Origin of the sequence: Mesorhizobium sp. B2-4-12, assembly GCF_006441575.1 — a bacterium.
Lineage (GTDB): Bacteria > Pseudomonadota > Alphaproteobacteria > Rhizobiales > Rhizobiaceae > Mesorhizobium.
Genome location: NZ_VFVC01000019.1, coordinates 16,192 through 37,507, shown reverse-complemented (window position 1 = coordinate 37,507; position 21,316 = coordinate 16,192). Strand labels below are relative to the sequence as shown.

Annotated in this window: 18 protein-coding genes; 10 read left to right on the top strand and 8 right to left on the bottom strand. The window is 62.4% G+C overall.

Going from position 1 to position 21,316, the window contains the following annotated elements; all coding sequences use genetic code 11:
- Positions 1–53: 53 nt before the first annotated feature.
- From FJ934_RS13550 to FJ934_RS13535, 4 genes are all read right to left on the bottom strand, one after another.
- Entirely contained in the window at positions 54–734 is a 681-nt protein-coding gene (locus FJ934_RS13550; RefSeq protein WP_140610122.1) for a DUF1345 domain-containing protein, read from the bottom strand.
- Between the two features lie 131 nt (positions 735–865).
- Positions 866–1,333 (bottom strand): YaiI/YqxD family protein, encoded by a 468-nt coding sequence (locus FJ934_RS13545; protein WP_140610121.1) that lies wholly within the window; start codon positions 1,331–1,333, stop codon positions 866–868.
- 60 nt (positions 1,334–1,393) lie between these two features.
- Positions 1,394–1,963: an S-(hydroxymethyl)glutathione synthase gene (gfa, locus tag FJ934_RS13540; RefSeq protein ID WP_140610120.1), complete on the bottom strand. Its 570-nt coding sequence runs from the start codon at positions 1,961–1,963 to the stop codon at positions 1,394–1,396.
- A gap of 66 nt (positions 1,964–2,029) precedes the next feature.
- A complete protein-coding gene (locus tag FJ934_RS13535; RefSeq protein WP_140610119.1) occupies positions 2,030–3,157 on the bottom strand; it encodes an S-(hydroxymethyl)glutathione dehydrogenase/class III alcohol dehydrogenase in 1,128 nt (375 codons plus the stop codon).
- Positions 3,158–3,352: 195 nt separating this feature from the next.
- Here FJ934_RS13535 and FJ934_RS13530 point away from each other — a divergent pair, with 195 nt between their 5' ends.
- On the top strand, positions 3,353–5,365 hold the full coding sequence (locus tag FJ934_RS13530; RefSeq protein WP_140610118.1) for an acetyl/propionyl/methylcrotonyl-CoA carboxylase subunit alpha: 2,013 nt from the start codon (positions 3,353–3,355) through the stop codon (positions 5,363–5,365).
- 184 nt (positions 5,366–5,549) lie between these two features.
- On the top strand, positions 5,550–9,020 hold the full coding sequence (gene dnaE, locus FJ934_RS13525) for a DNA polymerase III subunit alpha (protein WP_181165612.1): 3,471 nt from the start codon (positions 5,550–5,552) through the stop codon (positions 9,018–9,020).
- A 115-nt stretch (positions 9,021–9,135) separates the two neighbouring features.
- On the opposite strand, the gene FJ934_RS13520 is transcribed toward dnaE, so the two are convergent.
- Positions 9,136–10,017: a DMT family transporter gene (locus FJ934_RS13520; protein WP_140610116.1), complete on the bottom strand. Its 882-nt coding sequence runs from the start codon at positions 10,015–10,017 to the stop codon at positions 9,136–9,138.
- A 178-nt stretch (positions 10,018–10,195) separates the two neighbouring features.
- On the opposite strand from FJ934_RS13520, the gene FJ934_RS13515 reads away from it, so the two are divergent.
- Positions 10,196–10,702 (top strand): hypothetical protein, encoded by a 507-nt coding sequence (locus tag FJ934_RS13515; protein WP_140610115.1) that lies wholly within the window; start codon positions 10,196–10,198, stop codon positions 10,700–10,702.
- Between the two features lie 59 nt (positions 10,703–10,761).
- Here the strand turns inward: FJ934_RS13515 and FJ934_RS13510 are convergent, their stop codons facing one another.
- The gene (locus tag FJ934_RS13510) at positions 10,762–12,090 is read right to left on the bottom strand and encodes a DNA polymerase IV (RefSeq protein WP_140610114.1); all 1,329 of its coding nucleotides are present in this window, start codon (positions 12,088–12,090) and stop codon (positions 10,762–10,764) included.
- Positions 12,091–12,155: 65 nt separating this feature from the next.
- On the opposite strand from FJ934_RS13510, the gene FJ934_RS13505 reads away from it, so the two are divergent.
- Both FJ934_RS13505 and FJ934_RS13500 read left to right on the top strand, forming a co-directional pair.
- Positions 12,156–12,737, top strand: a complete 582-nt coding sequence (locus tag FJ934_RS13505; protein WP_140610113.1) for a GNAT family N-acetyltransferase — start codon at positions 12,156–12,158, stop codon at positions 12,735–12,737.
- A 93-nt stretch (positions 12,738–12,830) separates the two neighbouring features.
- The gene (locus tag FJ934_RS13500; protein ID WP_140610178.1) at positions 12,831–14,390 is read left to right on the top strand and encodes a hypothetical protein; all 1,560 of its coding nucleotides are present in this window, start codon (positions 12,831–12,833) and stop codon (positions 14,388–14,390) included.
- 49 nt (positions 14,391–14,439) lie between these two features.
- Here the strand turns inward: FJ934_RS13500 and FJ934_RS13495 are convergent, their stop codons facing one another.
- Entirely contained in the window at positions 14,440–15,093 is a 654-nt protein-coding gene (locus tag FJ934_RS13495) for a hypothetical protein (RefSeq protein ID WP_140610112.1), read from the bottom strand.
- The gene (locus tag FJ934_RS13490) at positions 15,090–15,389 is read right to left on the bottom strand and encodes a DUF3572 domain-containing protein (RefSeq protein WP_140610111.1); all 300 of its coding nucleotides are present in this window, start codon (positions 15,387–15,389) and stop codon (positions 15,090–15,092) included. Before FJ934_RS13490 ends, FJ934_RS13495 begins: the two co-directional genes overlap by 4 nt.
- 238 nt (positions 15,390–15,627) lie before the next feature.
- Between FJ934_RS13490 and FJ934_RS13485 the strand changes: the two genes are divergently transcribed.
- The 5 genes from FJ934_RS13485 (at position 15,628) to FJ934_RS13460 (ending at position 21,148) form a co-directional block, all read left to right on the top strand.
- On the top strand, positions 15,628–16,005 hold the full coding sequence (locus tag FJ934_RS13485; RefSeq protein WP_280113136.1) for a response regulator: 378 nt from the start codon (positions 15,628–15,630) through the stop codon (positions 16,003–16,005).
- A gap of 32 nt (positions 16,006–16,037) precedes the next feature.
- Complete coding sequence (locus tag FJ934_RS13480) at positions 16,038–17,411, top strand: PleD family two-component system response regulator (protein ID WP_140610110.1); 1,374 nt, start codon at positions 16,038–16,040, stop codon at positions 17,409–17,411.
- Between the two features lie 511 nt (positions 17,412–17,922).
- Positions 17,923–18,657, top strand: a complete 735-nt coding sequence (locus FJ934_RS13470) for a FadR/GntR family transcriptional regulator (protein WP_140610109.1) — start codon at positions 17,923–17,925, stop codon at positions 18,655–18,657.
- Positions 18,654–19,841 carry a PLP-dependent transferase gene (locus FJ934_RS13465; RefSeq protein WP_140610108.1) on the top strand — a complete coding sequence of 396 codons (1,188 nt, stop codon included), beginning with the start codon at positions 18,654–18,656 and terminating at the stop codon, positions 19,839–19,841. The genes FJ934_RS13470 and FJ934_RS13465 overlap by 4 nt, the downstream gene beginning before the upstream one ends.
- A 29-nt stretch (positions 19,842–19,870) precedes the next feature.
- A complete protein-coding gene (locus tag FJ934_RS13460) occupies positions 19,871–21,148 on the top strand; it encodes a sugar ABC transporter substrate-binding protein (RefSeq protein ID WP_140610107.1) in 1,278 nt (425 codons plus the stop codon).
- The last annotated feature ends 168 nt before the right edge of the window (positions 21,149–21,316 follow it).

Here is a 21,316-nt window from a genome sequence, read left to right as displayed (position 1 = left end):
GTCCTCCTGATACGTCGCGATCCAAACCGATGTTTCATCCGATCACGGATTTATTACGGACCGCCCAGGCTGACGGCGAGGTTGACGGCCGCCGCGACGATGACGGTGTTGAAAAAGAACGACAGGATCGAGTGGACAAGCACGACCCGGCGCATATGCGTCGTCGAGATGTTGGTGTCGGCGGTCTGCGCGGTCATGCCGATGACGGTGGAGAAATAGAGGAAATCCCAGCCTTCAGGCCTCTTGTCGCCCGGGAACAGCAGGCCCCCGACGGGAATTTTCTTCTTGGTTCCGGCATCGACCTCTTCGCCGTCCATCCAGTAGACGTGGGCATAGTGGAGCGCGGCCATGGCATGGATGGTGAACCAGCCGAGCGGTATCGACAGCAGCGCGAAGCCGAGTTCGATGGGATGGCCTTTGTCCTTCTGGTTGATCAACAGGAACAATGAGATGACGGCGAGGCCGACGACGACGAGCGTGACCGCGAAGATGACCAGCACCGGCTGATCGGTGGCGCGCGCATTCTTGCTAAGATAGGTGCCGGTGAGCTTGGGCATCTGGGCGACGACCAGTATGACGTAGGCGGCAAAGAAGGCGTTGGCACCGATCGAATAGGCAAGCGGGGCATGAAGGAGCAACGCCACGAGGAGCGCAAAGACACCGATGCACGCCGACAGCACAAACAGCATGTGCCGCTGCACCGGCTTCTTGATTGGAGGGGTTTCGGCGGCCATGGCGGTCTCCACCTTGAATGGCGCTCTGCTTCTAGGCCAGTTCACCGTTTTCAAGGAAATGGCAAACCGCTAATTCTTGGTTTGACGCAATTCCGGACGGAAAACCGCTATGCACTTTTCCTGGAATTGCTTTAGCTGGGTGTGGCGGATTTCAGCGCGCGCCGCAAGATACGGTCGAGCTCGCCAAGGAACCGGGACCGATCCTGGGGCGCAAAGCTTGCATTGTAGCCCTTGCTTTCGCCTGTCTCGCGCAAATGCTGCTTGAGGTCGCGCATGGCAACCGCCATGCCGATCGTTTCCGGCGTGAAGGGACGTCCGGTGGGCCCAAGCACATGCGCACCAAGCGCTACCGAGCGGGCGGCAAGCGGAATATCCCCAGTCACCACAATATCGTTGGGCTTTGCGTTCTCGACGATCCAGTCATCGGCGGCGTCGGCGCCCTTCGACACCACGACGTTGCGGATCATCGGGTCGCGTGATGGACGCAGGCCGCCATTGGAGACATGGGTGACGACGATGCCATGGCGGTCGGCGACTTTCTCGACCTCGGCCTTGACCGGGCATGCGTCGGCATCGACGTAGATGGCGGGTGCGGACATTGTCACTCCAGGACGTGCGGGGCCGGAAACATATCCGGCCCCGCACGGAACTTCACAGAATCATGCCGGCAGGGCGCCAGACCTTTTGGCCGTCCAGGTGGCCATGTAGTCCATCAGCCCGGGATTGAGGCAATCATAGGGTTCGAGCCCGATCGACTTCAGTTGGCCGCGAATGCCGTCCATACGACCCGGATCGACACCGGATTCGATGATCGAGGAGACAAAGGCGGTGAAGCCCGGCGGCGACCAGCCATCCTCCTCGAAGCGCTCGGGGTGGATGAAGGTCAGGCCCTTGAACGGATGATCGCGCTCGACCGGCCCGTGCATGTGGACGCCGCAGCCGGTGCAGGCATGGCGCTGGATGAGCGCTGCCGCGTCGACCACCTTGAGCTTGTCGCCGTTCTCGGTGACGGTGACATCGCCAGTGCCGGCCACGGCAACGACCGAGAATATAGCGCCTTCGGGCTTCCAGCATTTGGTGCAGCCGCAAGCATGATTGTGCGCGATCTGGCCCTTGACCTTCACCTTCACCGGATTGCTGGTGCAAAGGCAGATCAGCGTGCCGCCGGCGAAGCTCGCGCTCTCCTTTGGCAGCCCATTGTCGATTTTCGGATGCAGTTTCTCCGCCATTTCTTTTCCTCCCAGGTTTTCGCCACAGAGGTCGCTGGCCGGTTGGCTGGCGGCGTGTGGCTGTCTTCAGTAAACGACGACGCTTCGGATCGACTTGCCCTCATGCATGAGATCGAACCCCTTGTTGATGTCCTCGAGCTTCAGCGTGTGGGTGATCATCGGGTCGATCTGGATCTTGCCGTCCATGTACCAGTCGACGATTTTGGGCACGTCGGTGCGGCCGCGCGCGCCGCCGAAGGCGGTGCCCATCCAGCTGCGGCCGGTGACCAGCTGGAACGGCCGCGTCGAGATCTCCTGGCCGGCACCGGCGACGCCGATGACGACCGACTTGCCCCAGCCGCGGTGCGAGGCTTCCAGCGCCTGGCGCATCACTTTGGTGTTGCCGGTGCAGTCGAACGTGTAATCGGCGCCGCCGATCTGGTCGGCACCGCGCTTGGTCATGTTGACGAGGTAAGGCACGATGTCGCCGTCGATCTCCTTCGGATTGACGAAATGCGTCATGCCGAAGCGCTCGCCCCATTCCTTCTTGTCGTTGTTCAGGTCGACGCCGATGATCATGTCGGCGCCGGCAAGCTTCAGGCCCTGGATGACGTTGAGGCCGATGCCGCCAAGGCCGAAGACGACGGCGGTGGCGCCTTGCTCGACCTTGGCGGTGTTGATGACGGCGCCGATACCGGTGGTCACCCCGCAGCCGATATAGCAGATCTTGTCGAAGGGCGCGTCGGGGTTGACCTTGGCGACCGCGATCTCCGGCAGCACGGTGAAGTTGGAAAAGGTCGAGCAGCCCATATAGTGGAAGATCTTGTCCTTGCCGATGGAAAAGCGCGACGAGCCGTCCGGCATCAGGCCTTGTCCCTGGGTGGCCCGGATGGCGGTGCAGAGGTTGGTTTTCCTGGACAGGCAGGACGGGCACTGCCGGCATTCAGGCGTATAGAGCGGGATGACGTGGTCGCCCTTCCTGACCGAGGTGACGCCCTTGCCGACATCGACCACGACGCCGGCGCCTTCATGGCCAAGAATGGCCGGAAACAGACCTTCGGGATCGGCGTCCGACAGGGTGAACTCGTCGGTGTGGCAGATGCCCGTCGCCTTGATCTCGACCAGCACCTCGCCGGGCTGAGGACCGTCGAGGTCGACCTCCATGATCTCCAGCGGCTTTCCGGCGGCGACAGCGACAGCGGCGCGCGTTTTCATCAGGCAATTCCTCCAAAGGCGATTTTTGCGCACGCTTTCAGGTTTTGCCTCGACGATCAACTGCTAGCTGGTTGCACACTTGGGCCAGCACGCAGAATTTTATTCCCTAACCGATTGAAAGGCAGCGATTGACCCACCCGGCTTGACCGCGCCAGCACAGGTCATAAAAGGAACGGCCGACCGAGGGATATCCGCATGTTCACCAAGATCCTGATCGCCAATCGTGGCGAGATCGCCTGCCGCGTCATCAAGACGGCACGCAAGATGGGCATTGCTACGGTCGCCGTCTATTCCGATGCCGATCGCGATGCCGTGCACGTCGAGATGGCCGACGAGGCGGTGCATATCGGTCCGGCACCCGCCGCGCAGAGCTACCTCGTCCCTGAAAAGATCATCGCCGCCTGCAAGCAGACCGGCGCCCAGGCAGTGCATCCGGGCTATGGCTTCCTGTCCGAAAGGGCTGCCTTCTGCGAGGCGCTGGAGAAGGAAGGCATCGTCTTCATCGGTCCCAAGCCGAAGGCGATCAAGGCGATGGGCGACAAGATCGAATCGAAGAAGTTCGCCAACGCCGCCAAGGTTTCGACGGTGCCGGGCTGGCTCGGCGTGATCGAGAATGCCGAGCATGCGGAGACGATTGCAGGCGAAATCGGCTATCCCGTGATGATCAAGGCCTCGGCCGGCGGCGGCGGCAAGGGCATGCGCATCGCCTGGAACCAGTCGGAAGTGCGCGACGGGTTCGACCGGGCCCGCTCCGAGGCCAAGAGCTCGTTCGGCGACGATCGTGTTTTCATCGAGAAGTTTGTCGTCGACCCGCGCCACATCGAGATCCAGGTGCTGGCCGACGCGCATGGCAACGCGCTCTATCTCGGCGAACGCGAATGTTCGATCCAGCGTCGAAACCAGAAAGTGGCGGAGGAGGCGCCGTCGCCATTCCTCGATGCCAAGACGCGCAAGGCGATGGGCGAACAGTCGGTGGCGCTGGCCAGGGCCGTCGATTATCAGAGCGCCGGCACGGTCGAGTTCATCGTCGACAAGGACAAGAACTTCTATTTCCTCGAAATGAATACACGATTGCAGGTCGAGCATCCGGTGACGGAGCTCGTCACCGGCATCGATCTGGTCGAGCAGATGATCCGCGTCGCCGCCGGCGAGAAGCTTGCTTTGAAGCAGAGCGATATCAAACTGAACGGCTGGGCGGTGGAGAGCCGGCTCTACGCCGAGGATCCCTATCGCAATTTCCTGCCCTCGATCGGCCGGCTGACACGCTACCGGCCGCCGGAGGAAGGACAGTTCGGCGATGTCGTCATCCGCAACGACACCGGCGTCACCGAGGGCTCGGAGATCTCGATGTTCTACGATCCGATGCTCGCCAAGCTGTGCACCTGGGCGCCGACCCGCATCGAGGCGATCGATGCCATGTCGGAAGCGCTCGACAGCTTTGTCGTCGACGGCATCGAGCACAACATTCCGTTCCTGGCGGCACTGATGCAGCATCCGCGCTGGCGGGAGGGGGCAATATCGACCGGGTTCATCGCCGAGGAATATCCCGATGGGTTCGCCCCCATCGTTCCGGACAGCGAGGAAAAGGCCGTCCTGGCCGCGATCGCCACCGCCGTGGAACTGCTGCGCCGCGACCGGCTGGACCGATTGGGTGGCCGCCTAGCACCGCATTCGGGAGCGCTCAAGCGCGACTGGGTGGTGAAGATCGGCGAAGATTATCTGTCGGCGTCCATTCTCGAGGGCATGATTTCCATTCCGATGGAAATCGATCTGTCGGTCGACGGCGGCAAGGCGCTGACCGTGTCGTCCGACTGGCGGCCGGGCGACCTGATCTGGCGCGGCACGGTCGGCACGCGCGAGGTCATCGCCCAGATCCGGCCGGTTGCAAACGGTCTTCGCATCGCCTGGAAAGGCATGTCGGTGGCCGCGCGGGCGATGCTGCCCCGCACCGCGGAACTGGAAAAACTAATGCCGGAGAAGGTGGCGCCGGACACGTCGAAGCTGCTGCTCTGCCCGATGCCTGGCCTCGTCGTGTCGATCGCCGTCGCCGAGGGCCAGGAGGTCAAGGCCGGCGAGACCCTGGCCGTGGTCGAGGCGATGAAGATGGAAAACGTGTTGCGCGCCGAACGCGACCTTGTCGTGTCGAGACTGAACGCCAAGCCGGGCGACAGCCTGGCTGTCGATGCGGTGATCATGGAATTCGCCTGAGAGACTGAGGCGAGCCGGGCAGGGATGGCGAAGCCTGTGGTTGACGGTCGTTTGTGCTGGACTGGTATCGCCGGGTCCCGGACAATACATCTCCATCGACTCAAGTTTACGGGCAGCGCGAGAAACCATGGCGGATGAAAGACTTCCACGCGATCCCCTGAAGCGTGAAGCCGTGATCGCGGCCATGCCGCCGAAGGCGCCCGTGCGGCCATTCGTTCATTTGCGCGTGCATTCGGCCTATTCGCTGCTCGAGGGCGCGCTTCAGCTTGGCAAGATCGTCGGCCATGCTCTGAAAGACGAAGCCCCGGCAATTGCCGTCACCGACACCAACAATCTTTTCGGTGCGCTGGAGTTCGCGCAGAAGGCGGTCAAGGACGGCATCCAGCCGATCATCGGCTGCCAGATCGCGCTCGCCTTTTCCGGCGAAAACAGCGACGGCCAGCGCGACCGCCGGCGGCAAGGCCCGGAGATGCGGCCGGTCGTCCTGATCGCGGCGACCGAAGTCGGCTATTCCAATCTGGTCAGGCTGGTCAGCCGCGTCTACCTGGAAACGCCGCCCGGCGAGGCCGTGCACCTGACCACCGGGATGCTGGAGGGCCACTCCGACGGCTTGATCTGCCTCAGCGGCGGACCGCGCGGGCCGATCGGCAACGCCTTGAAGGAAGATCGCCGCGATCTTGCCGAGACGCGGCTTTTGACGCTCAAGGCGCTGTTCGGCGACCGCCTCTATGTCGAACTGGAACGGGTTGCCGGCTACGACCGGATGATCGAACATTCGACGATCGATCTCGCCTATGCGCACGAACTACCGCTTGTCGCCACCAACGAGGCGTTTTTCTCGTCGCGCGACGATTATGAGGCGCATGACGCGCTGATTGCCATTGCCGAAGGCTCCGTCGTCGCCGTCGACACCCGCCGCCGGCTGTCGCCGGACAATTTCCTGCGCAGCCAGGCCGATATGGCGCAATTGTTCGCCGACCTGCCGGAAGCGATCGAAAACACCGTCGAGATCGCGCTGCGCTGCTCCTACTATCCAAAAAACCGCAGCCCGATCCTGCCGCGCTTCACCGGCGGCGACAGTGCCGACAAGGACGCAGCCGAAAAGGCCGAAGCTGCGGAACTGGCCCGTCAGGCACGCGAAGGGCTGGACGCGCGGCTTGCCCTGCATGGACCGACCCCGGGCTACACGGTCGAGCAATATCGCGAGCGGCTCGAATTCGAGCTCGGCATCATCGAGAAGATGAAATTCCCCGGCTACTTCCTGATCGTTGCCGACTTCATCAAATGGGCCAAGGCACAGGGCATTCCGGTCGGTCCGGGCCGTGGTTCGGGCGCCGGATCGCTGGTTGCCTATTCCACTACCATCACAGACATCGATCCGCTGCGTTTCTCCTTGCTGTTCGAGCGCTTCCTCAATCCGGACCGCGTCTCGATGCCCGACTTCGACATCGATTTCTGCCAGGACCGCCGCGAAGAGGTGATCCGCTATGTCCAGCAGAAATATGGTCGCGACCAGGTCGGCCAGATCATCACCTTCGGTACGCTGCAGGCCCGGGCCGTGCTGCGCGACGTTGGCCGCGTGTTGCAGATGCCCTATGGCCAGGTCGATAAGCTGTCCAAGATGGTGCCGCAGAACCCGGCCAATCCGGTCAAGCTCGCCGATGCCATCGCTAACGAGCCGCGCTTTGCCGAGGAGGCCGAGAAGGAGCCGATCGTCCAGACGCTGCTCGACATGGCGCAGAAGCTGGAAGGGCTCTACCGCCACGCCTCGACGCATGCCGCCGGCATCGTCATCGGCGACCGCCCGCTATCGGAGTTGGTGCCGATGTACCGCGATCCGCGCTCGGACATGCCTGTCACCCAGTTCAACATGAAATATGTCGAGCAGGCCGGGCTCGTGAAGTTCGACTTCCTCGGCCTGAAAACGTTGACGGTGCTGGAGACGGCGGTGAAACTGATCCGCCGCCGCGGCATCGACATCGATCTGGCGACAATCCCGCTCGATGATCCCGACACCTACGCCATGCTGTCGCGCGGCGAGGTGGTCGGCGTTTTCCAGGTTGAAAGTGCCGGCATGCGCAAGGCGCTGATCGGCATGCGGCCCGACTGCATCGAGGACATCATCGCGCTGGTCGCGCTCTACCGGCCGGGCCCGATGGAGAACATCCCGACCTACAACGCCAGAAAGCATGGCGAGGAGGAGATGGCGTCGATCCATCCCAAGATCGACCATCTGGTGAAGGAGACACAAGGCGTCATCGTCTATCAGGAACAGGTGATGCAGATCGCGCAGGAACTGTCGGGCTATTCGCTCGGCGAGGCCGACCTTCTGCGCCGCGCCATGGGCAAGAAGATCCGTGCCGAGATGGACAAGCAGCGCGAGCGCTTCGTCTCGGGTGCTGTCGAGCGCGACGTTGCCAAGCCGCAGGCCGACTTCATTTTCGACCTGCTGGCCAAGTTCGCCGACTATGGTTTCAACAAGTCGCACGCCGCCGCCTACGCCGTGGTCTCCTATCAAACGGCCTATCTCAAGGCGCATTATCCGGTCGAGTTCCTGGCGGCGTCTATGACGCTCGACATGGGCAACACCGACAAGCTGGCCGACTTCCGCCAGGATGCGTTGCGCCTCGGCATCGAGGTCCTGGCGCCGTCGGTGATGACGAGCTTTCGTCCCTTCGAGGTCGGCGAAAACCGCATCTATTATTCGATGGCCGCGCTCAAGGGCGTCGGCGACGCGGCGGTCGAGCATATCGTGGCCGTGCGGGGCGAAAAACCGTTCAAGAACCTTGCCGATTTCTGCGAAAGGGTCGACCCGAAGATCGTCGGCAAGCGCGTTTTCGAAAGCCTGATCATGGCCGGCGCGCTCGACTGCTTCGGCCACGACCGCGCTCAGATGATGGCTGGCGTCGAACGGATGATGGGGCTGGCTTCACTTGCCCAGCAGAACGCCGTTTCCGGCCAGGCCGATATTTTCGGCGCTTCGCTGGGCGCGCAGTCGCAGGCGCTCAACCTGCCGGCAACGGATCCGTGGCTTGCGGCCGACCGGCTGCACCGCGAATTCCAGGTCGTCGGCTTCTATCTCTCGGCTCATCCGCTCGACGAGTACAAGGCGGCGCTGCAGAAAATGCGGGTGCAGACCTGGGGCGAGTTCTCGGCCGCCGTCAAGCGGGGCGCCACCGCCGGCCGGCTTGCCGGCACGGTGACGACCAAGCAGGAGCGCAAGACACGCACCGGCAACAAAATGGGCGTGGTGCAGTTCTCCGACACGTCGGGGCAGTACGAGGCTGTGCTGTTTTCGGAAGGATTGGCCCAGTTTCGCGACTTCCTGGAGCCCGGCCGCTCCGTCGTCATCCAGGTCGCCGCCGAGGACAGGCCCGAGGGCGTCAATTTGCGCATCAATTCCGTGCAATCGCTGGAGGACGAGGCAAGCCGCATCCAGAAGGCGCTGCGCATTTTCGTCAGGAACGAAGGACCGGCCTCGATGATCCAGTCCCAGCTCACCCAGCGCGGCGATAGCCAGGTGAGCATTATCGTGATCAAGGAAGAGGCGCAGGGCGAGGTCGAGATAGCGTTGCAGGGCGGCTACCGCGTCTCGCCACAGATCGCTTCGGCGATGCGCGCGGTGCCGGGCGTGGTCGAAGTGGAACTGGTGTGATCGCCGCCTTTGCCATGCGGCCACCCATCGGTGGCATCCGCCGCTTGTATCACCGTGATCGGCAAGAAGGCCGCGGACAAGGTTCCGTCGAGAGACCGTTCCGCACTGGCGCGGCCTACGATGCCGCCACTTCAGCCGGCTGTACCGGTTTGCGCTGCAGATTGAGCAAGTTGCCCATCAGGATGAGCAGCGCACCGCCCGCGGTGAAGGCGTCGATCTGCTCGCTATAGAGCAGCCAGCCAACCAGTGCCGACAAGGGGACGCGCAGGAAATCCATGGGCGAAATGACGGTGGCGTCGGCGTAAGTGAGCGCGCGGGCCATGCAGAAATGCGACGACATGCCGGTGAAAGCGATCAGCAGGATCCATGGCCAGAGTTCGAGCTGTGGAGTGCGCCACACGTAAAGCGCCGGGAGGAAGCCGAGCACCGACTGGATGATCAGCATCCAGAAAATGATGCGCACGACACTGTCCGTGCGCGTCAGGGATTTGACGAGAACCAGCGAGACGCCGAAACAGACCGCGGCTCCCAGCACGACCAGATGCCCCGGATCGATGGCGTCGACACCGGGACGGACGATGATCACCACGCCGATCAGCCCCAGCACGACCGCCGCAAGCTTGGGGCGGTTCAGCCTTTCGCCAAGGAAGGTCACGGCCAGGATTGCCGTCCAGATCGGCGTCGTGAATTCGATCGAGATCAGCACCGCCAGCGGGATCAGCGTCAGCGCGTAGAGCCACGCCGCCTGACCGCTGTAGTGGACGACATTGCGGGCGATATGGGCGAGGGGACGCTGCGTGCGCATTGCCGCAAATCCGCCTGTCGTCATCACCAGCGGCAACAGGATGAAAAAGCCGATCACCGAACGCAGTTCCAGCACCTGAAAGACGTTGAGCTCGGCTGTCGTGGCGCGGCCAGCGACCGACATCGCCAGGAACGAGGCAATCGACAGCGCCATCCAGAACGCGGCCTTGGGGATCGAAGGGGTGGGTGCCATGTCAGCTATCTCGCAGGCGGTGGCTGACGGAGCAATCGCTAGCCGCCCCATTCTTCTGGTCCAGTTGCGGTGGTGCCGGTCCGAAACGGTCGCGTCGCAGACGGAACTTGATGCCGGAAGGGGCGTTGAGACGTGGGGTTCACCTGATGGATGACCACACCTGAGGAGGAGAGCTTCGATGATGTCACCAGCGCGATTTGTGCTTTGTGGGTGCCTGCTGGTCGCTACCAATGCGGCATATGCGGACGAAGGCAAATTTCTCCAGTCCTTTAAGGGGAATTTCGCCGGCAAGGGGGCTGTCCAGGTGACGACAGAGGCCCCGACCGTCAGCGTCTCCTGCACATTCAAGTCGGATTCGACATCATCCTCGTTGTCGCTCGACGGCAACTGCCGCGGGCTTATCCTGATGAGCCGCGCCATCAGCGCGCATCTGAAAACCAGTGGCACCAGATACAGTGGCGTCTATGTGGGATCGCGCACTGGTCCGGCGCAGCTCAACGGCAGCCGCTCCGGCAATGCGATCAACCTCGCGATCCGCTGGGCCAAGCCGGTCAATGGCAACAGCGTTTCGCAATTGACCGTGGAGAAAAAAGGCACCGACGGCATTCTGTTGACCGTCACCGACCACGATCCCAAAACCGGCAAGAACGTGGTGACCAGTCGCATCGATCTGAAGCGCACCTGACGCGTGCGTTGGATATTCAGGTGGTGTCTGACCTGAATCTCTATACGTCATATGCAGCGTCAGTCCTCGAGCGGCTCCGGCGGGTGGGCATCGCGGCCCCTGCCGAATGTATAGCCGGTTTCCACCGCCTTGCGGCCAAACTTGTCGCGTAGCGCGTCGATGGCGCCTTCAGCCATGGCGCGCTTGCGCGACTGGAGGTCGACGAGGTCAGGCGGGTCGGCCTTGTCGTCGTCGGAAAGGTCGCTGACGCCGATGCCGAGCAGCCGGTATTTCGTGCCGTCCGCTTCCCTGCGCAAAAGGTCCACGCCGGTCGAAAAGATGCGGTCCGCGAGCCTTGTCGGGTCGCCGAGCTGGCGGTTGCGGGTGCGCAGTTTGAAATCCTGGGTCTTCAGTTTCAGCACCACGGTGCGGCCGGCGATGCCTGACTTTTTCAGCCGCGCCGAGACCTTTTCCGAAAGGCCCCTCAGCACCGAGACCAGTTCTTCCAGCGATGCGATGTCGGTGTCGAAGGTGGTTTCGGCCGATACGCTCTTGGCGTCCTGGTCAGGGTCGACGCGGCGGACGTCCTCTCCGCGCGAAAGCCGGTAGAGCCGGTCACCCATTGAACCATAGCGGCGCATCAAGTCGCCGCGCTCCATCCTTTGAAGCTGGCCAATGGTGCGGATGCCGTCGCGCTCCAGCGTGGCGTTGAACGCCTTGCCGACTCCCCAGATCATGCTCACCGGCTGCGGCGCCAGGAAGCCGACCGCCTCGGCCTCGCCGATGACCGAGAAGCCGCGCGGCTTGTGGAAATCCGACGCGATCTTGGCGAGGAACTTGCAGTAGGAGAGACCGGCCGAAACCGTGATGCCGATCTCCTTCTCGACGGCCTGCGCAAAGCGCGCCAGCACCACCGCCGGCGGCAGACCGTGCAACCGCTCGGTGCCGGCGAGGTCGAGAAATGCCTCGTCGATCGACAGCGGCTCGACCAATGGCGTCAGCGCCTGCATCATGGCGCGCACTTCGCGGCCGACACGCACATATTTTTCCATGTTGGGCGGGATCACGACGGCCTCGGGGCAGGCCTCGAGCGCCTTGAACATCGGCATGGCGGAGCGCACGCCCCGGATGCGGGCAATGTAGCATGCGGTGGAGACCACCCCGCGCTTGCCGCCGCCTATGATCAGCGGCTTATCCTTGAGCGCCGGGTTGTCCCGCTTTTCGATCGCCGCGTAGAAGGCATCGCAGTCGATATGGGCCAGATGCAGCCGATAGAGCTCCGGATGGCGGGCAAGACGGGGGCTGCCGCAGCCCTCGCAGCGGCGCGTTTCGCTGCGCTGAAACGTCAGGCAGTCACGGCAAAAACCGTAATCGGGATTGTTGACAGGGGCCGCCATCGCTGCGAACATAAAGAGAACAGAGGCAATGGTACGACAGTGCAGGGCCAGCGACAAGCTTGGCCTGGGGAGAACGTATGAGCACGATCATAGTACCGCTGACGCCAGAGCTCTGGCCTGAATTCGAGGACCTTTTCGGCAAGCAAGGCGCCTGTTACGGCTGCTGGTGCACGCATTTCCGGCTGGCGCCGGCGGCGCGGCGCGAGAGCAGCCGCGAACGCAACAAGGACCACATAAAGGCGCGCATCGAGGCCGGCCCGCCCCCCGGCCTGCTGGCCTTCGAGGATGGTAAGGCGGTTGGGTGGATGCAGATCGGACCGCGCGCCGACGTGCCCGAATGGAACAACAAGGGCAGGGGCTCGGCACCGATCGATCCCGCCGATGCTTCCGATCCGGCCGTTTGGGCGATCTCCTGCTTTTTCATTCGCGCCAAGGCGCGAGGACGGGGCATCACCCACCAGCTCGTCGAAGGCGGTGTCGATTTCGCCCGCAGAAGCGGGGCACGCCTTGTCGAGGCCTGCCCGATCGACCTGTCCCGCGATTCGCGCTCGATCGGGCTGTTCGTCGGCTCGTCGCGCGTGTTCGAAAAGGCCGGATTCGAGAGGCTCGTCGAGCGCAAAGCTGGCCGGCCATTGATGCGACTGGTGTTGGGCGCCTGAACATCGCTGTCTTGCAGTTGTGATTGTATTTCCCTACCAGAAGTACGAACAGATTTTTGCCTTTCGACCAAACGGAGAGTTGCCGTGACCCGTATGTTGCCAGTTGCCCTTACCGCGTTCCTGCTCAGCGCGCCCGCTTTCGGCCAGACCGTCGACAGCCAAGGCGCGAAGCAATTGTCCGATGACCTGTCCCGCTATGTTGGTAAACAGGCGCTCGACAAAGGCATCCTGAAGGTTTCGGTCGAAGGCAACGCCTACAAGATCGTTTTTGATTTCAAGGCTCTTGCCGGGACATTTCCCGACCAGAAGCTGATGAAATTCGACTTTGCGCCCTACGCCCTGCTGGTCAAGCCGCGCAGTGACGGGTCCTGGGATGTCTCGATGGATTTTTCGCAAAGCGCATCTTTCGAGTTCAACGGGCCCGAGGGGCTGCAAAGCACACAGTTTTCGATCAAGGACGGCAAGGGCAGCGGCGTCTATGATCCGAAACTGGCCGCCTTTACCAGCGGCGCCAGCTCGATCGCGAGCATGACGATGGCATCGAAGGACGCCAAGCAGCAGATCGATATGAGCGCCGGCGCGGGCACCGCGACCCTGTCCGCGACCAAGGCGGCCAATGGCGGCGTCGATTTCACGACGTCGCAAAAGATTTCGAGCTTCGTCGAAGCGATAAAATACAATGATCCCGAGAGCGGGCTGAATTTTCCGGTCACGATAAAGTCGCCGGAATTGTCGGTGGAAGCCAGCGGCAAGGGCGTGCAGACCAAGCCGCTGCTCGACCTCCTGGCATTTGCCGTGGCCAATGAAGACGAGAAGACGCTGAAGGCAAATCAGGCGCAACTCAAGTCGCTTCTGCTCGCCGCGCTTCCGGTGTGGGAGCGCATCGATGGCACGTATAGCTTCAAGGATTTCGCGGTCGACAGCCCGATCGGCACTTTCGGGGCGACCCAACTCAGCGCCGCTTTCGGTACCGACGGCGTCTCCCAGAACGGCAAGATCAGCTATGGCATCAAGGCTTCAGGGCTGACCGTGCCGCAGCAGCTTTTGCCAAGCTGGAGCGTGGCGCTGCTGCCCACCGATATCGACCTGAATTTCGGCGGCGCGAATATCGATCTCGACAGCATGGCGAAGAAGGCTATCGAAGCCTTTGATCTCAATCACAAACCGCCGTTGTCGGCGGAATTCGGCGACCAGCTCAAGGCCGACTTCCTGGCCAAGACGCCGAAGGTCGTTATCGATCACAGCACCGTCAAGAACAAAGACATGGAGATCGCGCTGGAAGGCGAGATGACAAGCTTCGGCCAGAAACCCGACGCGAGTCTCACTGTCGATGTCGCCGGCTTCGACAAGATCATGGCGCATCTGCAGGAGGCGGCAAAGGCGCAGCCGGAGATCGGGCAGTACGTGCCTGTCGCCCTCATGGCGAAGGGTTTTGCCAAAACGCTGCCGGATGGCAAGTTGGAGTGGGTTATCAACACCAAGGCTGACGGCTCTGTCGCTGTCAACGGTGTCGTGCTGAAGCCTGCCGATCCCGCAGTGGACGATAGCGTCGATGACGGTAACGGCGCGGACGATGGCAACGGCGACGATACGGGCGGTAGCGATAATGGCGGTAACGACAATGGCGGATCAGGGGCGAAACTGAACCCTTGAGGGTTCAACCCTCGATCCCGAAACCAAAGTCACTTTTGGGCGATTTGCCTTAGAACCCCAGCGCGCCCGCGATCTTCGGCCCGGCTTCGCGCCAGTCCTGGACGACGATGACGTCGCCCGGGACTGGCGGCAGGAACGCACGCAGCGAATTGTCGGCCATCAGGTGGAAGAGATTTGCGTCGGCGACCGATTCCCGCACCGACGCCAGATTGTGCGGCTGATCGTCGACGAAGACCACCGGCCTGCGGCTGCTGCCGCGCAGCCTCGCCACCGCTGGTCCCTTGGCCATTTCAGTGGTCAGCAGCGGGTAGTTTAGCCCCAGGGCATCGAGATGGGCCCGGCGCACGGCACGATGCTTGTGCGGCATGGCCGTCAGCATGATGATCTCGGCGTTGTCGCCAAGTCTTGCCAAAGCTTCCACAGCACCGTCGGTGATGCTCTGCCAATCGGCTTGCGCATCGAAGAAATCGCCCAGAAGTGCCGTGACTTCCGGCTGTTCGATCAGACGGCCGCTGGGCGTTTCGGCGATATTGCCGGTCAGCCGGAAGGACGCCAGTGTCAGGCCATAGCCGCGCGCCTTGAGGTAATGCGGAAAGGGGCGGATGAATTCGAGCACGACGTCGTCGACGTCGAGCACCAGCAGCGGCCGGTCGTCGGCCGCCAGTTCCTCGATCTGGCGCGCGGTCTCTGGATCATCGCTCATATGGAACGCTCATGGTTGTCGTCGCCGAGCGGCAAAGCGCGCAACGCCTTGCCCACGGCTGCCGGCGGCGTGCCGGTTTCCTCGGCAAAGCGCATCAGGGTCGGCTCGTGGGCGAGAATGAACTGCAGGACGCCGGCCAGGAATCCCGGCTCGCCGGCGGCCTTTCGGATTGAATGCGCCTCTATTCCGGTGATCGCCAGAAAACGCGGCAACAGCTCCGGATCGGAGGCAACGAAGCCCAGCGCCTTCACGGCAAGCGTTTCCGCCTCTTCGCGCATTGACGCCGCGTTTGCCATCACTACCTTCGGTATGCGGAACGAGTCTCTTCCGCAGTAATGGCAAGAATTGTTTGCGGCAAGCCTTTACGACGCGGCGCGCCTTTTCGACGCGCGGGAAGACGGGTGGAAATCGCGCTGCTTTGCAGCCATAGGTTTCCGTTTCGTCAATCAAATTGCCGTATGGTGAAGCAGGGTTTGGTGCGCTCAAGGAAGAACGCATGACGGCTGCCTTCGAGCGGAGGGCGACCGGGACGGGATGTCGATGCCGAAGAAGGTCATGATCGTCGAGGACAATGAGCTCAATATGAAGCTCTTTCGGGACCTCATCGAAGCAAGCGGCTACGAGACGGTGCGTACTCGCAATGGTCTGGAGGCGCTCGACCTTGCCCGCAAGCATCGGCCGGATCTCATCCTGATGGACATCCAGCTGCCCGAAGTGTCGGGTCTGGAGGTGACCAAATGGCTGAAGGAAGACGACGACCTGCATGTCATCCCGGTCATCGCGGTGACTGCCTTCGCGATGAAAGGCGATGAGGAGCGCATCCGCCAGGGTGGCTGCGAGGCTTACATCTCGAAGCCGATCTCCGTGCCGCGTTTCATCGAAACCATCAAATCCTATCTGGGCGATGCCTGACATGCCTTTCCAGCCGAGCCGGAGTCTTTGAAATGACCGCGCGGATCCTCGTCGTCGACGACATCCCTGCCAATGTGAGGCTGCTGGAGGTCCGGCTGCTGGCCGAATATTTCGAGGTGCTGACCGCCACCAACGGGCCCGATGCGATCGAGACCTGCGAGAACGGCAAGGTCGACGTGGTGTTGCTGGACGTCATGATGCCCGACATGGATGGGTTCGAGGTCTGCCGGCGGCTGAAGAGCGATCCGGCGACGTCGCACATACCGGTGGTGATGATCACCGCGCTCGATCAGGTTTCCGACCGCGTGCGCGGGCTCGAGGCCGGCGCTGACGACTTCCTGACCAAGCCTGTCAACGACCTGCAGCTGATGACGCGGGTCAAGAGCCTGGTCAGGTTGAAGTCTCTGACCGACGAGCTCAGGCTGCGCGCTTCGACGACCCGCAACATCGGCATCGAAGAGTTGCTCAGCCGCAATTTCGCATCCGAGGACGCGACGCCAAAAGTGCTTTTGATCGACGAGCGCAAATCGTCGGTCGAGCGCATCGAGAAGATGCTGCGCGACCGTGCGGACCTCGACGTCACCGCCGATCCGCACGCCGGTTTCTTCCAGGCCGCCGAGACACCCTACGAATGCGTGATGATCTCGACGGCCTTCGCCGATTTCGATCCGCTCAGGCTCTGCTCGCAGTTGCGCTCGCTCGACCGAACCCGTTTCGTGCCGATCATTCTGCTGGCGGAAGAGGGCGAGGAAGAGCGCATCATCCGCGGCCTCGAACTCGGCATCAACGATTATCTGATGCGGCCGATCGACCAGCAGGAACTGACGGCACGGCTGCGCACCCAGGTGCGCCGCAAGCGCTACAACGACCAATTGCGCGCCAGCGTCACCCAGACCATCGAGATGGCGGTGACGGACGGCCTGACCGGGCTGCATAACCGCCGCTATCTCGACAGCCATCTGCAGACGCTGTTCGACCGCGCCGTGGCGCGGCGCCGGCCGCTGTCGGTGATGATCACCGATCTCGACCGCTTCAAGTCGATCAATGACGCGCACGGCCACGATGGCGGCGACGAGGTGCTGCGGGAATTCGCACGGCGGCTGCGCAAGAACGTCCGCGGCATCGACCTCGCCTGCCGGTTTGGCGGCGAGGAGTTCGTGGTGGTCATGCCGGACACCGACGGCGCGGTGGCCGAGAAGGTGGCCGAACGCATCCGCGCCGAAATCGCCCAAAAACCGTTCGCCATCGGTGCCGACGGCAAAACCATCGAGGTCACCGTCAGTGTTGGCGTGTCGTCGGTACTGAAGGGCGTGGATACGGTGGCGGCTCTGATGAAGCGCGCCGATCTCGCGCTCTATGAAGCCAAGAGTGGCGGCCGCAACCGCGTCGTCGCCAAGGCGGCGTAACGGCCCAGGCTCGATTATCCATGCGCTCCCGACAGGGTTACCCGTTTACCTTAATCCAAGCGATTCGCGAGCCTTGGTTAAGAAAGTGTTGATTTTCATAAGCTCTTGCGCAACTGTGCTGGTCAAGACGAAGCCGGCACGAGGGTAGGTAGCCGGCTCGATCTTCCGAATACCCCATGATGCTCAGGTCCGCCGCATCTCCTGGGTCCGTGGGGTCGGCCGGCCGGCGCTGGCACATAGTGGCCTCCTCGTACCGCTGCCAAACGCCGACCGGCCCCCTTTGTTTCAAACGGACTCAAGACTCTGTACCAAGCCCCAAATATCAGGGGCTTTTTTCATGCGCGGAAAATCTGACCAACCCTTCCTGAACTATGACGCTTCATCCGATGAGGCTGTTTGCCACTCGCCGACCGTGCCTCTCGCAGACGTTCGACAGCCTCCTGACAGGCGATTGACAGGGGGGTTTTTCTGTGCAGAAATTGGTTGGACCATTGGACCACTTGGAGGATGTGTGGACCAGAACAGCCTGCCACCTATCCAGACGACGGCGCGCGACGACGCCGTGCTGAAGGCTCTGGTGGGGTTTGTTCGCGCAGAAGCCCTGCAGCCCGGCGAGCGGCTGCCGACAGAGCGTATTCTGGCCGAGCGGCTGAAGGTCAGCCGCAACACGGTGCGCGAGGCGCTGACGCGGTGGGAGGGGCTTGGCCTTGTCGAGCGCCGGCAAGGCAGCGGCACCTATCTCAAGGCGGCCGTATCACCCGACATGCTGCATTTGCCGTTGACGCTGGCGGGCGGCAACGACTTCACCAGCCTGATGAGGACGCTGGAAATCCGGCGCGCGCTGGAAGCGGAAGCGGCGGCACTCTGCGCCGAGCGGGCGAGCCCGGCCGATATCGCCGAGATCGAACGCAGGCTCGACATCATGGAGCAGGCGTTTCGCACCCGTGACGGCATGTCGTCGGAAGAGGACTGGGAATTCCATCAGGCGATCTACCGGGTTTCGGGCAATCCGCTGTTCGAACAGATCATCGCCGCCATGCACGAACTGTTCCACAGTTTCTGGGAGCATCCGCTCGGCGTGCGCGATTTTGGTCATGCCAGCTTTCCCTACCACCGCACCATCTACGAGTGCATCGCCGCGCGCGATCCGCAAGGCGCCCGCGCCGAGGCGCTCAAGCTGATCGCCACCGTCGAGGACGATCTCAAGCGCGGTGCGGCCAAACTCAAACTTCCGAGCCAGACATGAATGAGCATCCGACCGGTTTCGATCACGATTATCTTACCGAGGCGGCGACGCTTCTGGCGCATGACGAACCGTTTCCGGGCGGCGCGGTAGTGCCGCCGATCTACCAGACGTCGCTGTTCACCTTCGCCAATTACGCCGAAATGGCCGATACCTTTGCCGGCAAACGAAAGCAGCCGATCTATTCGCGCGGCGACAATCCGACGGTGATGGAGTTCGAGACGCGCGTGGCCGCGCTCGAGGGCGCCGAGGCCGCGCGCGGCTTTTCCAGCGGCATGGCTGCGATCAGCGCCACCGTGCTTGCCTTCGTCGGAGCGGGCGAGCGCATCGTTGCGGTGCGCAATTGCTATGGCGATGCCTACCGCCTGTTCGAGCGGCTTCTGCCACGCCTCAACATCAAGGTCGACTATGTCGACGGTTCCGATCCAGATGCGGTCGCGGCGGCACTTCCCGGCGCCAAGCTGCTCTATCTGGAAAGCCCGACCTCGATGATGTTCGAGCTCCAAGACCTGCCGCATCTGACCCGGCTGGCCAAGGAGCAGGGCATCGTCATCACGATCGACAATTCCTGGGCGACGCCGGTTTTCCAGAAGCCGATCTCTCACGGCGTCGACCTGGTGCTGCACTCGGCCTCGAAATATCTCGGCGGCCATAGCGACACTGTCGCCGGCGTGGTGGCGGGTTCGGCTGCGCACATCAGGCATATCAACGAGCAGACCTACTCCTATCTCGGCGGCAAGCTGTCGCCGTTCGAGGCCTGGTTGCTGCTGCGTGGCTTGCGCACGCTGCCGCTGCGTTTGCCGCATCACATGAAGAGCGGGCTCACCATCGCCGAGCGGCTGAAGGCGCATGGCAATGTCGAGCGGGTCAACCATCCCGCCTATTCGAACCATCCGGGCAAGGCGACGCTGGCCGGCTATGCCGGCCTGTTCTCTTTCGAGGTGACGGACGATATCGACATCCCCGTCTTCGTCGATGCGCTGAACTTTTTCCGCATCGGCGTCAGTTGGGGCGGTCATGAGAGCCTGGTCGTGCCGGCCAAGGCGTCGCTGGAGCAGACGCCAGGACTGAATTCGATGGCGCGCTTCGGCGTCAGCCCCCGAACCATCCGCTTCAATGTCGGATTGGAAAGTGTCGAGGACCTCTGGGCCGATATCGCCCAGGCCTTCGAAAAAGCCAGAAAATAACAAGCGGGTTCAAAATGGGAGTCTTGAACATGAAAAAACTGACCGTCATGCTTGCCACCGTTGCGGGGCTGGCGATTTCCGCCGAAGGCGCGTTGGCCGATTCGACCCTCAAGATGGTCGAAGTCATCACCAGCCCGCCGCGCACCGAATTCCTGAAGAAGCAGATCGCCGAATTCGAGGCTGCCAATCCCGGCGTCAAGGTCGAGCTGATCTCGCTGCCCTGGGGACAGGCATTCGAAAAGTTTCTGACCATGGTGCAGGCCGGTGACACGCCCGACGTGGTCGAGATGCCGGAACGCTGGATGGGCCTCTATGCCAACAATGCCCAGCTCGAGGATCTTGGGCCCTACATGGCCAAGTGGGATGACGCCAAGACGCTCGGCGACCGCGCCAAACAGTTCGGCTCGACCGTCAACAACACCCAATTCATGATCCCTTACGGCTACTATGTGAACGCGCTGTTCTGGAACAAGAAGCTGTTCAAGGAAGCCGGCCTTGACGGCCCGCCGGCCACGCTCGACGAGTTCGTCGCCGACTCCAAGAAAATCTCCGCCATCCCGGGCAAGTACGGCTACTGCCTGCGCGGCGGGCCGGGTGCCTTCAACGGCATGCACATGTTCATGAACATTGCGGCCGGGAAGGGCGGCTATTTCAACGAGGACGGCACCTCGACCATCAACGAAGAAGGGTCGGTCAAGGGCCTGCAGATGCTGGCCGACATGTACAAGCAGGGCCTGGCGCCGAAGGATGCGGTAAGCTGGGGTTTCAACGAAACCGTCACCGGCTTCTATTCCGGCACCTGCGCCATGCTCAACCAGGATCCGGACGCGCTGCTCGGCATCGCCGACAAGATGAGCGCCGACGATTTCGCCGTGGCGCCGCTGCCGGTCGGACCAAGCGGCAAATCCTATCCGACGCTCGGCTACGCCGGCTGGGCGATGTTTGCCAACTCGCAGCACAAGGACGATGCCTGGAAGCTGATGGCGACCCTGCTGTCGCCAAAGGACAATCTGGAATGGGCCAAGGAAGTCGGCGTCATCCCGATCCACAATGGCGCCGACCAGGACGCTCATTTCAAGACCGAGCAGTTCAAGGGCTGGTTCACGGAACTGAGCGACAGCTCCAAATATGAGATGGTGACGCCGCCGACGCATCTGGAAAACCTCGGCAATTTCGTCGACCAGGTGGCGATCAAGAACTTCCAGGAAGTCTTGCTTGGCCAGAAGACGGCCAAGGAAGTCGCCGACCAGTGGGCAGCCTTCCTGACCAAGGAACAGCAGGACTGGCTGGCGAAGAACAAGAAGTGACGCCCTTCTTCCTTCTCCCCGTGACACGGGGAGAAGGTGTCACGAAGTGACGGATGAGGGGCAGCGCCAGAGTCTGCAAAGTTCGCGCAGCCCCCATCTGCCTGCCGGCACCTTCTCCCCGTGAACGGGGAGAAGAAAGCTGTTGCACGTCGGCACCAATCTTCCACT